The organism is Streptomyces acidiscabies, from assembly GCF_020010905.1.
Classification (GTDB): domain Bacteria; phylum Actinomycetota; class Actinomycetes; order Streptomycetales; family Streptomycetaceae; genus Streptomyces; species Streptomyces acidiscabies.
This window is the reverse complement of record NZ_JAGJBY010000002.1, coordinates 60663-74784: the sequence shown is the minus strand read 5'-3', so window position 1 is coordinate 74784 and position 14122 is coordinate 60663. Positions and strand designations below refer to the sequence as shown.

13 protein-coding genes are annotated in these 14122 nt (G+C 71.2%); 6 read left to right on the top strand and 7 right to left on the bottom strand.

The annotated features are described in order from the left end of the window. Positions 1-23: 23 nt before the first annotated feature. Both J8M50_RS27295 and J8M50_RS27290 read right to left on the bottom strand, forming a co-directional pair. Positions 24-1478 carry a hypothetical protein gene (locus J8M50_RS27295; RefSeq protein ID WP_029183532.1) on the bottom strand — a complete coding sequence of 485 codons (1455 nt, stop codon included), beginning with the start codon at positions 1476-1478 and terminating at the stop codon, positions 24-26. A 209-nt stretch (positions 1479-1687) separates the two neighbouring features. After that, on the bottom strand, positions 1688-2803 hold the full coding sequence (locus J8M50_RS27290) for an alpha/beta hydrolase (protein ID WP_010351451.1): 1116 nt from the start codon (positions 2801-2803) through the stop codon (positions 1688-1690). 237 nt (positions 2804-3040) lie between these two features. On the opposite strand from J8M50_RS27290, the gene J8M50_RS27285 reads away from it, so the two are divergent. The 6 genes from J8M50_RS27285 (at position 3041) to J8M50_RS27260 (ending at position 8181) form a co-directional block, all read left to right on the top strand. After that, positions 3041-4849 (top strand): phosphatidylglycerol lysyltransferase domain-containing protein, encoded by a 1809-nt coding sequence (locus tag J8M50_RS27285; protein WP_029183531.1) that lies wholly within the window; start codon positions 3041-3043, stop codon positions 4847-4849. Between the two features lie 167 nt (positions 4850-5016). After that, the gene (gene folP / locus J8M50_RS27280; RefSeq protein ID WP_010351449.1) at positions 5017-5892 is read left to right on the top strand and encodes a dihydropteroate synthase; all 876 of its coding nucleotides are present in this window, start codon (positions 5017-5019) and stop codon (positions 5890-5892) included. Next, positions 5889-6401 carry a nuclear transport factor 2 family protein gene (locus tag J8M50_RS27275; protein WP_010351448.1) on the top strand — a complete coding sequence of 171 codons (513 nt, stop codon included), beginning with the start codon at positions 5889-5891 and terminating at the stop codon, positions 6399-6401. Before folP ends, J8M50_RS27275 begins: the two co-directional genes overlap by 4 nt. Before the next feature lie 263 nt (positions 6402-6664). Next, positions 6665-7024 carry a dihydroneopterin aldolase gene (gene folB, locus J8M50_RS27270; protein ID WP_010351447.1) on the top strand — a complete coding sequence of 120 codons (360 nt, stop codon included), beginning with the start codon at positions 6665-6667 and terminating at the stop codon, positions 7022-7024. Further along, positions 7021-7617 (top strand): 2-amino-4-hydroxy-6-hydroxymethyldihydropteridine diphosphokinase, encoded by a 597-nt coding sequence (folK, locus tag J8M50_RS27265; RefSeq protein WP_010351446.1) that lies wholly within the window; start codon positions 7021-7023, stop codon positions 7615-7617. The genes folB and folK overlap by 4 nt, the downstream gene beginning before the upstream one ends. A 72-nt stretch (positions 7618-7689) precedes the next feature. Continuing rightward, positions 7690-8181 carry a DUF3180 domain-containing protein gene (locus tag J8M50_RS27260; protein ID WP_010351445.1) on the top strand — a complete coding sequence of 164 codons (492 nt, stop codon included), beginning with the start codon at positions 7690-7692 and terminating at the stop codon, positions 8179-8181. A 19-nt stretch (positions 8182-8200) separates the two neighbouring features. Here J8M50_RS27260 and folE read toward each other — a convergent pair whose 3' ends face one another. From folE to J8M50_RS27235, 5 genes are all read right to left on the bottom strand, one after another. Beyond that, positions 8201-8806, bottom strand: a complete 606-nt coding sequence (gene folE, locus J8M50_RS27255) for a GTP cyclohydrolase I FolE (protein ID WP_010351444.1) — start codon at positions 8804-8806, stop codon at positions 8201-8203. 135 nt (positions 8807-8941) lie between these two features. Further along, the gene (gene ftsH / locus J8M50_RS27250; RefSeq protein WP_010351443.1) at positions 8942-10978 is read right to left on the bottom strand and encodes an ATP-dependent zinc metalloprotease FtsH; all 2037 of its coding nucleotides are present in this window, start codon (positions 10976-10978) and stop codon (positions 8942-8944) included. A 185-nt stretch (positions 10979-11163) separates the two neighbouring features. After that, complete coding sequence (gene hpt / locus J8M50_RS27245) at positions 11164-11724, bottom strand: hypoxanthine phosphoribosyltransferase (protein ID WP_040835593.1); 561 nt, start codon at positions 11722-11724, stop codon at positions 11164-11166. A 54-nt stretch (positions 11725-11778) separates the two neighbouring features. Beyond that, on the bottom strand, positions 11779-12786 hold the full coding sequence (tilS, locus tag J8M50_RS27240) for a tRNA lysidine(34) synthetase TilS (protein WP_010351441.1): 1008 nt from the start codon (positions 12784-12786) through the stop codon (positions 11779-11781). Positions 12787-12949: 163 nt separating this feature from the next. Beyond that, complete coding sequence (locus tag J8M50_RS27235; protein ID WP_075661340.1) at positions 12950-14077, bottom strand: Rv3626c family coenzyme F420 biosynthesis-associated protein; 1128 nt, start codon at positions 14075-14077, stop codon at positions 12950-12952. Between the last annotated feature and the right edge of the window lie 45 nt (positions 14078-14122).

Below are 14122 nucleotides of genomic sequence, written 5' to 3'. Positions count from 1 at the left end.
CCCCGGTGAACGTCGACGTGCCGTCAGTACGCCGCGCTGCGCAGGCCCTGGAGGTCCAGTTGCTCGGTCTCGTCGTGGGACGTCAGGTCGACGACCTGGCCCACGGCTCGGGACGTCTCGTCGGCGGGCTTGAACTCCGCCTCCGATTCGGCCTTGTGCAGGGCCAGGGCCTCCTGGCCTACCACGTCGGCGAGGTCCTCGTTCTGGACCGCCTCCAGCGCCGCGGGTCCGTCGTCCTGCTTCGTGCCGAAGAAGTCGAAGCCGCCCTCGATCGCGGGGCGGCGGACAGGCTCGCCGGGTACGACGGCGACGGCGGTCGGCACCGCGAAGTGGCCGGCGGGGCGGCGGACGATCTCGCCGGAGGTGGACGTCTGCTGCGGGATGCCCGTCGCGTGCGCGGGTTCGAGGGCGTGGGCGGGCTGCTGCGGGACCTCGACGGTTCCGCGCGCGGGCTCGGCAGCGGCGTCGGTCCCCCGCGCGGGGACGTCGCGGGTGCGCACGTCCAGTGCCGCAGAGGTGCTCTCCTGGGAGGCGTCGTCCCGCGCGGGGATGCCGTTCGCCTCGGACACTCCGTCGCGGAGTGCCTCGTACCGCTCCTCGCGCCCCGTGGACCCGGCGACCGCGTGCTCCTGCGCGTCGGCCGCCTCGGTCTTCCCCTCGCCCTCGTCCTCCGCCACGGGCTCGCCGCCCTCGGGACCGTCACCCTGGGGAGAGCCACCGCCCGACGGCCCGTCACCCTTCACCGGCGAACCGGCCTTGGGCGAACCACCCTTGGACAACACGTCACCAGCACCGCCCTTGACGGCCCCCTTGGCAACACCGGCCTCAACAGCCCCCGCAGCACCCTCCGCTGAGCCCCCCTCAGCCGCCCCCGGCCTCTCGAACCGGCCCAGCGCCTCCGCAGCCCGCAGGAACAGCTTCGACCCCTCGGGCGAGAACAGCCCCGGAACCGCAGGCTCGACGGCAACGGCAACGGCGCTCTCAGCAACCTCAGCCTCAGCTCCCTCGCCCTCAACCGGCGTCAACGCCTCCAGCTCCAACCGCCGCCGCCCCTCCAGCGCACTGGCCCGCTCGGTCTCCGCGTTCGCGTACCGCCGCAGCAGCGCCGCGTGCTCATTGCGCAGCCCCGCCAGCTCGGCCCGCTTCGCGCGCAGGCGTTGCTCCAGCTTGCCGCGCAGCTCGCGGGACTCCTCCAGGTCGGTCTCCAGCTCGGCGACCCGCTCCTCGTAGCGCCACTCGTCGCTGACCCGCGCGCGCGAGAGGTCGGCGACCGTCTTGCCCGCCTGCGCGTCCCAGCGCCGCAGGACGGCCGCACCGACGACGGCGACGGCCGCGGCGAACGCGGCTATCACGCGCAGTACGGCCGTATCGGAGAACAACCAGGGCCCGAACGCGCAGACGAGGGAGACGCCAGCGATCGCCGACGGGGGCAGCAGCCTGTGCAAAGGCGGTGAATGGCGGTGACGTCCACGTGGCATGGCCAGAAACTTACCGCGCGTAGGGATGCGTTGGCGCCCCGCCCCGTAAAAACACAGCCATCCCGAAACCTTCGCACGACAGGAGAAATGAATTCCGGCCGGAGCGTGCGGAGGGGCGGGCGAAATCCAAGATCATTTCCGGTCGGAGTGCGCCGCGAGGGCCTGAACAGCCGTCCCGTGCAGGCCCGTCGCGCGCCCGCGCGCGGGACTCACGGTTGTGTCAGCCGCCCGCTGACCCACTGAAGGGTGGCCGGAATCTCCCGTCGCCATGTGTTGAAGTTGTGACCGCCGCTGTCGAGGATGATCGACGAGATGTGCGTACGGTTCGTCGCCTTCACCAGATCGATGAACTTCAGGGTCGCCTTGTAGTTCGCCTCGCCCTCCTTGCTGCTGGTGACGAGCAGTGAGGTGTCCGGCGCGGGACGGTGTTTGAGGAACCACTTCAGGTCCGCCTCGTTCTTCAGCGTCCCGTTCCCCTGGAACAGATCGCCCGTGGTGGGGTCGATGGGCGCCTTGTAGTACGGCGAGAGGCCCGCGCCCGCGGCGAACACCCCGGGGTGGTGCATCGCGAGCTTCAGGGCGCAGTACCCGCCCGTGGAGTCCCCGATGACGCCCCACTTCTTCGCGACCCGGTAGTGCGAGGCGATCGCGACGGGCAGGTCCTTCGCGAAGAACGACTCCGTCTGGGGCCCGCGCGGGACGTCGACGCACTCCGTGTCGCGCGGGGGCGCGACGGTCGGCCGCAGCATCACCAGGATCATCGGCTGCATCTTCCCGTCCCGGGCGAGGTCCCGCGCGGTGCGCGGGAAGTCCAGCTTGTCGACGAGCGCCTGCGCCGTACCCGGGTACCCCGTCAGGACGACCGCCGCCGGGAACGCGCGCGTGCGGTACTGCGGCTGGAAGTACTCCGGCGGCAGGTACACGTACGCGGGGGACGCGATGTGCGTCGTCCGGCCGACTATGGAGACCTTCTGTATCTGCCCGCGCGCCTGCGGGCCGCCGGCGGGTCCCTCCACGCGCTGTTCGTCGAGGACCTTGAGGGCGCTGGCCGGGCCGCCGCCGGAGGCGTGGTCGACGACCACCCCCTGGCCGTTCTCCTTGCCGAAGAGGTCGGCCCAGCTGGCGTAGAAGCCGAACGCCTGGTTGGCCGCGAGGCCCACCGCCGCGAAGAGCGCCACCTGGGTGGCGAGCAGCAGGCCGACGCGCCCGGCGACGGGGACGACCCCGCGCCGTGCCAGCCGCGGCCACAGCCAGACCGTGCCGATGAACAGCAGTGCGGCGCACACGATCGCCAGCACCAGCACCTTGTTGCTCGTAAGACCCATAGGGCGTTCCCTGCCTGCGCTTTCCTCGCCGGGCGCCCGCGCTTTCCACACTTCTTCGCGAGGGCTTGTCCCGGTCTTTCCCTGACCTTTGGAGCCGCTTTGGGGATGTGAGTGAACCTCTCTCCCCGAGACACCGTCCTAGAGGGCGCAATGTCGCCGGTTCGGCCACCTACGGCACCGGGATCAAAGTCACTCGCGGAACTACGGGATGCGATGTCTGTCAGGGAAGATGGGGAAATGTCGGGTGGGGTTCCGATCCGATCAAGTCGCGTACGGCGCGTTCTGCGAGGTCCGCGCCCCGAGTCCGTTCCGGTTCTCGTCGGCAGAGCGTGTGCCGTCGTAGGACTGCTGGACGTCGCTGCGGGCGTGTTCCCGCGGTTCCGCCACAGCCGTATGCACACGCTCGCGGAAGTGCTGCCCGGGTCGTTCGGCCCGTTCGCGGCGGCTCTCTCGCTCAGCGCGGGCATCCTGCTGCTGCTGCTCGCGCACGGCCTGAAGCGCGGCAAGCGGCGCGCGTGGCGCGCGGCGGTGGCTCTGCTCCCGGCGGGCGCGGCGGCGCAGTTCACGTACCGCCACTCCCCCGTGGGCGTGATCATCTCGGTCGCGCTGCTGATCGCGCTGATCGTCTACCGCGACCAGTTCGACGCGCTGCCCGATCCGCGCAGCCGCTGGCGGGCGCTGGCCAACTTCATCCTCATGGGCGCGGGCTCCCTCGCTCTGGGCATGGTCATCGTCAGCGTCCACTCGGAGCGGATGGTCGGCGACCCGAGCGTGGCCGACCGGCTGACGCACGTGGTGTACGGCCTGTTCGGCTTCGAGGGGCCGGTGGACTACGCGGGCAACACCTCCTGGACGGTCGCCTTCTCCCTGGGCGCGCTGGGCTGGGTGACCGCGCTCACCACGATCTACCTGGCCTTCCGCCCCGAGCACCCGGCCGCGCAGCTCACCGAGGAGGACGAGACGAAGCTGCGCGCGCTGCTGGACAAGCACGGCCGCCGCGACTCGCTGGGCCACTTCGCGCTGCGCCGTGACAAGGCCGTCGTCTTCTCGCCCAGCGGGAAGGCCGCCGTCACCTACCGCGTGGTCTCCGGCGTGATGCTCGCCAGCGGCGACCCCATCGGGGACGTCGAGGCGTGGCCGGGCGCGATCGAGCGGTTCATGGACGAGGCCAAGGCCCACTCCTGGACCCCGGCCGTGATGGGCTGCTCGGAGACCGGCGGCGAGGTCTGGACCCGCGAGACCGGCCTGGACGCGCTGGAGCTCGGCGACGAGGCGGTGGTCGACGTCGCGGATTTCTCGCTGGCCGGCCGCGCGATGCGCAACGTCCGGCAGATGGTCAAGCGCATCGAGCGCGCCGGGTACGAGACCCGCGTCCGTCGCATCCGTGACCTCGGCGACGCCGAGCTGGAGCGCATCCGCCGGGCCGCCGACGACTGGCGCGGCACCAGCACCGAGCGCGGCTTCTCGATGGCCCTGGGCCGCATCGGCGACCCCTCCGACGGCGACTGCCTGATCGCGACCGCGCACAAGGCCGACGACATCACCGACTCCTACGGCGACCTGAAGGCGATCCTGCACTTCGTCCCGTGGGGCACCGACGGCGCCTCGCTCGACCTGATGCGCCGCGACCGCTCCGCCGACCCCGGCATGAACGAGCTGCTCATCGTCGCGGCCCTCCAGGCCGCCCCGAAGTTCGGCGTCACGCGCGTGTCCCTCAACTTCGCGATGTTCCGCTCCGCGCTCGCGCGCGGGGAGAAGATCGGCGCCGGGCCCGTCCTGCGCGCCTGGCGCGGGCTGCTCGTGTTCCTCTCCCGCTGGTTCCAGATCGAGTCCCTCTACAAGTTCAACGCGAAGTTCCAGCCCCGCTGGGAGCCCCGCTTCGTCGTCTACCGCAATTCCGGCGACCTCCCCCGCATCGGCATCGCCGCCATGCAGGCCGAGGGCTTCGTCGACCTGGCCATCCCCCTCCCCCGCTTCCTGCGCCGCTCCCCCACGCCCGCGCGCCCCTGTGCGCACGTGACCGAGGGGGATGTGCGCGCCGCGTAGGACAGGACGCAACGGTGCCGACGGTACGGCGGCGTCACGACGATACGGTTTCGTCGCGACGTCGCCGTTTCGCGTTACGACGGTACGGCCCCGTCCCGACGTACCCACCCCCGCACGCCCCACCCCGACCCGCGCTCCCGCCTCCCCCCGGGGCCTACGCTGAACGCATGAGCAAGCAACGCGGGCGCGTCACCGGACTCCCCGAATGGGACCGCTGCGCGGTGATGGGGGTCGTGAACGTCACCCCGGACTCCTTCTCCGACGGCGGACGCTGGTTCGACACGACGGCCGGCGTGAAGCGCGGCCTGGACCTGGTCGCCGAGGGCGCGGACCTGGTGGACGTCGGCGGCGAGTCGACGCGCCCCGGCGCACGCCGGGTGGACGAGGCCGAGGAGCTGCGCCGGGTCGTCCCGGTGGTGCGCGGGCTGGCCTCCGAGGGCGTCGTGGTCTCCGTGGACACCATGCGCGCGTCGGTCGCCGAGCAGGCCCTCGCCGCGGGCGCGCGCCTGGTGAACGACGTCAGCGGCGGCCTCGCCGACCCCGCGATGATCCCCGTCCTCGCCGCCTCGGACGCCCCCTTCGTCGTCATGCACTGGCGCGGCTTCCTGGAGGGCGCGACGATCCACGGCGTGTACGAGGACGTCGTGGCCGAAGTCATGGACGAACTGCGCGCGCGCGTGGACGCCGTTCTCGCGGGCGGCGTCGCGCCGGACCGGATCGTCGTCGACCCCGGGCTCGGCTTCTCGAAGGAGGCCGAGCACGACCTGACCCTCCTCGCCCACCTCGACCGCCTGCGCGCCCTCGGCCACCCCGTGCTGGTCGCCGCCTCCCGCAAGCGCTTCCTGGGCCGCGTCCTGGCCGGCCCCGATGGCCCGCCCCCCGCGCGCGAGCGCGACGCGGCGACGGCGGCGGTCTCCGCGCTCGCCGCGCAGGCGGGCGCGTGGGCCGTACGCGTGCACGAGGTGCGGGCCACGGCGGACGCCGTACGCGTCGCGCGCGCCGTCGAGGGCGCCCGCAGCGGACACCCGGAAGGAGACCGGTGAGCGCGCCCCACACCGACGTCGAGCAGGTCGAGGCCGCCAACACGGCGTTCTACGAGGCGCTGGAACGCGGCGACTTCGAGGGCGTGTCGGCGCTCTGGCTGACCCCCTCGGACCTGGGGGTCGACGAGGAGTACCACGACCCGGCGGACGCCGGGGTGGTGTCCTGCGTGCACCCGGGGTGGCCGGTGCTGACCGGGCGCGGCGAGGTGCTGCGGTCGTACGCGCTGATCATGGCGAACACGGACTACATCCAGTTCTTCCTCACGGACGTGCACGTGTCGGTGACCGGGGACACCGCCCTGGTGACCTGCTCGGAGAACATCCTCTCCGGCGGCCCCGCACCGGCCGCCGGGGAGGAGCTGGGACCGCTGGTGGGGCAGGTCGTCGTCGCGACGAACGTGTTCCGGCGCACCCCGGACGGCTGGAAGCTGTGGTCCCACCACGCCTCCCCGGTGCTCGCGGAGAACGACGACGACGCGGCCGAGGAGGACGACGAGCCGGCGTCCTGACCGGGATCCGCCCCCGCACGCCCCCCACAGGGAGCAAGAAGTGGTTGGAATCACGAACCCGTGGGTAGGGGCGGCTACCGACCCGTCAGCGGCGGGGTCGGTCAAGGGAGTCGGTGACGCGTCCCCCCGGCCCCGGCCCGGCCCCGCGTCCCCCGCGGACCGGCGCTGTCAGTGCTCGCGGGTAGATTCGAATCCGAGGCCGGTGAGCCGCCCGACCAGGGCGGCGGCCGTCCGCCGACCGACGACTTGCAGGAGTGATTCGCGTGGATCGTGTCGCGCTCAGCGGCCTGAAGGCCCGCGGGCACCACGGGGTGTTCCCCAAGGAACGCGAGGAGGGCCAGACCTTCGTCGTGGACCTCGTGCTGGGCCTGGACACCCGCCCGGCCGCGGCCGACGACGACCTGGCGAAGACCGTGCACTACGGCATCGTGGCCGAGGAGGTCGTGGCCGTCGTCGAGGGCGAGCCGGTCAACCTCATCGAGACGCTCGCCGAGCGCATCGCGCAGACCTGCCTGAAGCACGACGGGGTCGAGGAGGTCGAGGTCCGCGTCCACAAGCCGGACGCCCCGATCACCGTCCCCTTCGACGACGTGACCGTCACGATCACCCGGAGCCGAGCATGAGGCCGCCTGCCGACCCGACCGTCCAGCCGGTGCCCGCGTCCGTCGTCGAGCAGGTCGACGCCGCCGACACCACACTGCACAACCCCCAGTGGGCCGTCCTGTCCCTCGGCTCCAACCTCGGCAACCGCCTGGAGACCCTCCAGGGCGCCGTGGACGCCCTGGAGGACACCCCGGGCGTCCGGATCAAGGCCGTCTCACCGGTGTACGAGACGGAGCCCTGGGGCGTCGACCCGGCGAGCCAGCCGTCGTACTTCAACGCGGTGGTCGTCCTGAAGACGACGCTCCCCCCGTCGTCCCTCCTGGAGCGGGCGCACGCGGTGGAGGAGGCGTTCGACCGGGTGCGCGCCGAGCGCTGGGGCGCGCGCACGCTGGACGTCGACATCGTGACGTACGCGGAGGTCGTCGACGACGACCCGAAGCTGACCCTCCCGCACCCGCGCGCGCACGAGCGGGCGTTCGTGCTGGCCCCCTGGTACGACGTCGATCCGGACGCCAAGCTGCCGGGCCGCGGCGCGGTCGCCGAGCTGCTCGGCGAGGTCGGCCGGGAAGGTGTCGTTCCCCGGGCGGACCTGGAACTCCACCTGCCCGCGTAGTCGTTAAGGTCGGTGACGACACTGCGTCCGCGGGAGGCTCCCGCGGACCCCCGGGGGAGCCGAAGGGACACCGTGAGAGAGCTGCGCATCAGGGTGCTGGCCGGCGTGTTCGCCGTCGCCGCGATCCTGTCCTGGGCGGGCGCCCGCCTCTGGAACTCGGTCGGGACCCTCCCCAGCGTCCCGCTGGCCGCCCCCATCGTGCTCGCCCTGATCGCGGCCGTCCTGCTGGCCACCGCACTCTCGCTGCGCGCCCGCCTGAAGGCCCAGCGCGAGCGCCGCCCCGGCGCCAAGGGCGTCGACCTCCTGATGGCCGCCCGCGCGGTCGTCTTCGGCCAGGCGAGCGCCCTGGTCGCCGCCCTCGTCGCCGGGATCTACGGCGGCGTGGGCGTCTTCCTGCTGGAGTCCCTCGACATCCCGGCCCGCCGCGACCAGGCCATCTACGCCGGCTTCTCGGTCCTCGCGGGCCTCGCCGTCATACTGGCCGCGATCTTCCTGGAACGCGTCTGCCGCCTCCCGGAGGACGACGACCGCGCGAACGGCAACGGCCAGCCCTCGGCGGCCTGAACCACCCCGGGAGGCCCGCTCAGCGCGCCATGATCAGGCTCATCGCCTCGTTGCGCGTCGCGGGGTCCCGCAGCTGACCGCGCACGGCCGAGGTGATGGTCTTCGCGCCCGGCTTGCGCACCCCCCGCATCGTCATGCACATGTGCTCGCACTCGACGACGACGATCACACCGCGCGGCTCCAGGATCTGCATCAGCGAGTCGGCGATCTGCGTGGTGAGCCGCTCCTGCACCTGCGGCCGGCGCGCGAAGACGTCGACGAGCCGGGCGAGCTTCGACAGCCCGGTGATCTTCCCGTCGGCGGACGGGATGTACCCGACGTGCGCGACCCCGACGAACGGCACCAGATGGTGCTCACAGCTGGACATCACCTCGATGTCCTTCACGAGCACCATCTCGTCGTGCCCGAGGTCGAACGTCGTGGTCAGCACGTCCGCCGGCTTCTGCCACAGCCCCGCGAATATCTCCCGGTACGCCCGCGCCACCCGCCCCGGCGTCTCCCTCAGGCCCTCCCGGTCCGGGTCCTCGCCGACCGCGAGGAGGAGTTCGCGTACGGCGTTCTCGGCGCGTTTCTCGTCGAACTCGCCGATGGTGCCCTCGCCGTCCAGTGTCACGGGGTCGGTCATGTGGCTGCCTCGTTCCTGTGCGGGTCGCGCGTGTGGGTCACGCGTCTGAGCTGCGGGCCTGCGCCCTGCGGCTGAAAAACGCCGCACCCCCCAGGCTAGGTCCTGGGGGGTGCGGCATCCATTTCGGGCCCGGTGTCAGCCGTCCGTGCGGTCCTCGGGTGCCTCGACCGCCGGGGCGGGTTCGGCGACCGATGCCTTGGCGGTGATCGCCGCGGCCGAGGATCCGTTCGCACCGTTCGTCAGGGCCAGCTCCTTGGGGGAGAGCACCGGCGGACGGGTCGACGGGGTACGGCGGGAGGAACCGGTCCACGCGGGCCGCGCGGGCCGCTTGTGGATCGCGGTGAAGATCTCGGCGATCTCCTCCTTGCCGAGCGTCTCCTTCTCCAGCAGCGCGAGAACGAGGTTGTCGAGGACGTCGCGGTTCTCCACCAGGATTTCCCAGGCTTCGTTATGCGCATTCTCGATCAGTTTTTTGACCTCTTCGTCCACCAGGGCGGCGACCTCTTCCGAGTAGTCGCGCTGGTGGGACATCTCACGGCCGAGGAAGGGCTCGCTGTTGTCGCCGCCGAACTTGATGGCGCCGAGCCGCTCGGTCATGCCGTACTGGGTGACCATCGCGCGAGCCGTCGCCGTGGCCTTCTCGATGTCGTTCGAGGCGCCCGTGGTCGGGTCGTGGAAGACCAGTTCCTCGGCCGCGCGCCCGCCCAGCATGTACGCGAGCTGGTCGAGCATCTCGTTACGGGTGGTCGAGTACTTGTCCTCGTCCGGGAGCACCATCGTGTAGCCGAGGGCGCGCCCGCGGCTCAGGATGGTGATCTTGTGGACGGGGTCGGAGTTCGGAGAAGCCGCCGCGACCAGGGCGTGTCCGCCCTCGTGGTACGCGGTGATCTTCTTCTCCTTGTCCGACATGATCCGGGTCCGCTTCTGCGGGCCCGCGACCACACGGTCGATCGCCTCGTCGAGCGACGCGTTGTCGATGAGCTTCTTGTCGCTGCGGGCGGTGAGCAGGGCGGCCTCGTTGAGGACGTTGCTCAGGTCCGCGCCGGTGAAGCCCGGGGTGCGGCGGGCGACGGCCGCGAGGTCGACGTCCGGCGCGACCGGCTTGCCCTTCTGGTGGACCTTGAGGATCTCCAGACGGCCCTGGAGGTCCGGCGGGTCGACCGCGATCTGCCGGTCGAAGCGGCCCGGGCGCAGCAGCGCCGGGTCGAGGATGTCGGGCCGGTTCGTCGCGGCGATGAGGATCACGCCGCCCTTGACGTCGAAGCCGTCCATCTCGACGAGCAGCTGGTTCAGCGTCTGCTCGCGCTCGTCGTGACCACCGCCGAGGCCGGCGCCGCGATGGCGGCCGACCGCGTCGATCTCGTCGACGAAGACGATCGCCGGGGCGTTCGCCTTGGCCTGCTCGAAGAGGTCACGGACCCGGGAGGCACCGACGCCGACGAACATCTCGACGAAGTCGGAACCCGAGATCGAGTAGAAGGGGACGCCCGCCTCGCCGGCGACGGCGCGCGCGAGGAGCGTCTTGCCGGTGCCGGGACGGCCGTAGAGGAGCACGCCCTTGGGAATCTTGGCGCCGACGGCCTGGAACTTGGCCGGCTCCTGGAGGAACTCCTTGATCTCGTGCAGTTCCTCGACCGCTTCGTCACATCCCGCGACGTCCGAGAACGTCGTCTTCGGGGTGTCCTTGGTGATGAGTTTGGCCTTCGACTTGCCGAAGTTCATCACCCGGGAGCCGCCGCCCTGCATCTGATTCATCAGGAACAGGAAGACGACGACGATGAGGACGAAGGGGAGCAGGGAGAGCAGGATGCCGACGAAGGCGTTCTGCTTGGTCGGCGAGACGGTGTACCCGTCGGGGATCTGCTTGTCCTGGTATTTGCTCTGTAGCGTGCCGGCGATGGTCACGCCCTGGTCGCCGATGTAGCTCGCCTGGATCTTCGAGCTGCCCTTGATCTTCTCGCCGGACTTGAGCGTGACCTTGATGGTCTGCTCGTCGCCGGTGGTGATCTTGGCTGATTTGACCTTGTTGTCGTTGATCGCCTGGACGACCTGGCCGGTGTCCACCGTCTTGTAGCCGCCGGACGAGCCGACGACCTGCATCAACACGACCACGGCAAGGACGGCCAGCACGATCCACATGACCGGCCCACGGAAGTATCGCTTCACGTCCATCCACACGGAGCGGAGCCGCCCCGTCCCTCCTGCCATAGTGAGTTTGATAAGACAGTTCTTCCGACGGTACCCCAGCCTGGGCGGCCACAGCCGCACTCAGGTTCCGGCAGTGCCGTCTGCATGCTCCAACGGCGCGAATCCCGCCGGGGTTCCCGACCGCGCCGTATTCCCGTCGAACGGGGTTCTCAGCCGCCGTAGACGTGCGGCGCGAGCGTACCGACGAACGGCAGGTTGCGGTATTTCTCCGCGTAGTCCAGGCCGTATCCGACGACGAACTCGTTCGGGATGTCGAAGCCGACCCACTCGACGTCGATGGCGACCTTCGCCGCGTCGGGCTTGCGCAGCAGCGTGCACACCTTCAGCGACTCGGGCTCGCGCGAGCCGAGGTTGGACAGCAGCCACGACAGGGTCAGGCCGGAGTCGATGATGTCCTCAACGATGAGGACGTGCCGGCCCTTGATGTCGGTGTCGAGGTCCTTGAGGATCCGCACGACGCCGGAGGACTGGGTGCCCGCGCCGTACGAGGACACCGCCATCCAGTCCATCGTGACCGGGGTGGACAGCGCGCGCGCGAGGTCGGCCATGACCATCACCGCGCCCTTGAGGACGCCGACGATGAGCAGGTCCTTGCCCGCGTACTCCGCGTCGATCTTCGCGGCCAGCTCGACGAGCTTGGCGTCGATCTCTTCCTTGCTGATGAGTACCTGCTGAAGGTCGGCACCCATGTCGTTCGCGTCCACCCGCATCACTTTCGTCGGTCGTCCCGCCGGCCACCACCCCCGTCAGGAGGGGCGGGTCTCTCAGCCCTGCCGGATGACCAGTCTGCCACCCTGCCGCTGGGCGACGACCTTGCCCGGCAGGTTGATGGCCTTCTGGCCGCGCCAGCCGGTGATCAGCCGGTCGACCTCCTCGATGTGCCGGGCGAAGAGGGAACCGGCCGGGGCGCCCGCCTCGATGGCCGCGGTACGCAGGATGCGGCGGCGCACGGCGGGCGGCAGGGCGTAGAGCTTGGCGCACTCCAGGAGGCCCGCAGCGTCCCGTACGGACGCCTCGGCCTGGCGCGCCCAGCTGTCGAGGGCGTCGGCGTCGTCCCGGGAGAGCTGGGCGGTGCGGGCGAGCGCCTCGACGACGCCTTTGCCGAGGGCCTTCTCCAGGGCGGGCAGGCCCTCGTGGCGCAGGCGCGAGCGCGTGTAGGCGGGGTCGGCGTTGTGCGGGTCGTCCCAGACGGGCAGCGACTGGACCATGCACGCCTTGCGCGCGGTCTGCCGGTCGAGCTGGAGGAAGGGGCGCCGGTAACGGCCGCCGGCCCCCGAGACCGCGGCCATGCCCGACAGGGAGCGGATGCCGGAGCCGCGTGCGAGGCCCAGCAGGACGGTCTCGGCCTGGTCGTCGCGGGTGTGCCCGAGGAGGACGGCCGTCGCGCCGTGGCGTACGGCGGCGTCGTCCAGGGCGCTGTAGCGGGCGTCGCGGGCGGCGGCTTCCGGGCCTCCCTCGCGGCCGACCGTGACGGCGGCCGACTCGACGGGGTCGAGGCCGAGTTCGCGCAGCCGCTGGACGACCTCGTGCGCGCGGTCGGCGGAGCCGGTCTGGAGGCCGTGGTCGACGGTGACGCCGCCCGCGCGCAGACCGAGGCGGGGGGCTTCGAAGGAGAGCGCCGAGGCGAGCGCCATGGAGTCGGCGCCGCCGGAGCAGGCCACCAGCACGAGCGGTGGGGAGGGGGGCGCGGGGTGTTCGTTCTCGTTGAGGATGTCGTGGAGGACGCGGCGGACCGCCAGGCGTATCGCCGCGACCGCAGGATGGGGACCCATGTCCGGTTCCCTTCATGAGGTTTTTCGGGGGGTGTACCCGAGCTATGTCACTCAGAGTGTGTAGATGGTGACAGAGCCGGGCCGCTCCCTGAGCATTGCACGCCTTCCGGTGGCTCACGGTCCCTCGGACGGGTGATTGCTACGGCGTTTCCCTGCCGTCAGCTCACATATCGGCCTTCCGGTGCACGCGCGCCACCCAGTCCGCCGGTTTCGCGATCTCCGCCTTCGTGGGGAGCGTGTTCGGGGACGTCCACACGCGGTTGAAGCCGTCCATGCCGACCTGGTCGACCACCGCGCGCACGAAGCGCTCGCCGTCGCGGTACTGCTTCATCTTCGCGTCCAGGCCGAGCAGCCTGCGCAGCGCGATGTCCAGCCGGGAGGCGCCCTTCGCCCTGCGCTGCTGGAACTTCTCGCGGATCTCCGCGACCGTCGGTACGACCTCCGGGCCCACGCCGTCCATCACGAAGTCGGCGTGCCCTTCGAGCAGCGACATCACCGCTGTCAGCCGGGCCAGGATCTCCCGCTGCGCGGGCGACTGCACCAGCTCCACCAGCGAGCGTCCGCCGTCGTCCTCCTCGCCCTCCGGGCGGCCCCCCGCGAGCGACTGCGCCGCCTCCCTGATGCGCTCCAGGAACGTCGACGGGTCCACGTCCGTCTCGCCGAGGAACGACTGGATCTCGCCCTCCAGGTGGTCCCTCAGCCACGGGACGGCCGAGAACTGGGTGCGGTGCGTCTCCTCGTGCAGGCACACCCAGAGCCTGAAGTCGTGCGGGTCCACGTCCAGTTCGCGTTCCACGTGGACGATGTTCGGGGCGACCAGCAGCAGCCTGCCGCCGCCGTTCGAGCCCGCCGGGAGGTCCCTCGTCGCCGGCGCGAACGTCTCGTACTGGCCCAGCACCCGCGACGACAGGAACGACAGCAGCATGCCCAGTTCGACGCCGGTCACCTTGCCGCCGACCGCGCCCAGGACCGCGCCGCCGGGTGAACTCCCCCTGCGCTCCTGCATCTTGTCGAGCAGGGGGCGCAGGACCTCGCGGAACCCCGCGACGTTCGCCTTCACCCAGCCCGGCCGGTCCACCACCAGTACGGGGGTGTCGTGCCCGTCCTCCGTCCCCATCCGGGTGAATCCGCGGACGTGGCCCTCCGACGCCTTCGCGTACCGCCGCAGTTCCGCGACGATCTGCCGCGCTTCGTCCCGGCTGACCTCTGGGCCGGGGCGCACGAGGCGGGTCGCGGTCGCCACCGCGAGATTCCAGTCGACCATCCCGGAAGAAGCACCGATGCTCGTCATGCCGTCAACCGTACGTGAGCGGTCCGACAACGGGCAGGGCGTGGA

Excerpts from the sequence above, each read along its gene's own strand:
- J8M50_RS27295 (WP_029183532.1), bottom strand. The coding sequence starts at position 1,478 with ATGCCACGTGGACGTCACCGCCATTCACCGCCTTTGCACAGGCTGCTG.
- J8M50_RS27290 (WP_010351451.1), bottom strand. The coding sequence starts at position 2,803 with ATGGGTCTTACGAGCAACAAGGTGCTGGTGCTGGCGATCGTGTGCGCC.
- J8M50_RS27285 (WP_029183531.1), top strand. The coding sequence starts at position 3,041 with ATGTCGGGTGGGGTTCCGATCCGATCAAGTCGCGTACGGCGCGTTCTG.
- folP (WP_010351449.1), top strand. The coding sequence starts at position 5,017 with ATGAGCAAGCAACGCGGGCGCGTCACCGGACTCCCCGAATGGGACCGC.
- folK (WP_010351446.1), top strand. The coding sequence starts at position 7,021 with ATGAGGCCGCCTGCCGACCCGACCGTCCAGCCGGTGCCCGCGTCCGTC.
- folE (WP_010351444.1), bottom strand. The coding sequence starts at position 8,806 with ATGACCGACCCCGTGACACTGGACGGCGAGGGCACCATCGGCGAGTTC.
- ftsH (WP_010351443.1), bottom strand. The coding sequence starts at position 10,978 with ATGGACGTGAAGCGATACTTCCGTGGGCCGGTCATGTGGATCGTGCTG.
- hpt (WP_040835593.1), bottom strand. The coding sequence starts at position 11,724 with ATGCGGGTGGACGCGAACGACATGGGTGCCGACCTTCAGCAGGTACTC.
- tilS (WP_010351441.1), bottom strand. The coding sequence starts at position 12,786 with ATGGGTCCCCATCCTGCGGTCGCGGCGATACGCCTGGCGGTCCGCCGC.
- J8M50_RS27235 (WP_075661340.1), bottom strand. The coding sequence starts at position 14,077 with ATGACGAGCATCGGTGCTTCTTCCGGGATGGTCGACTGGAATCTCGCG.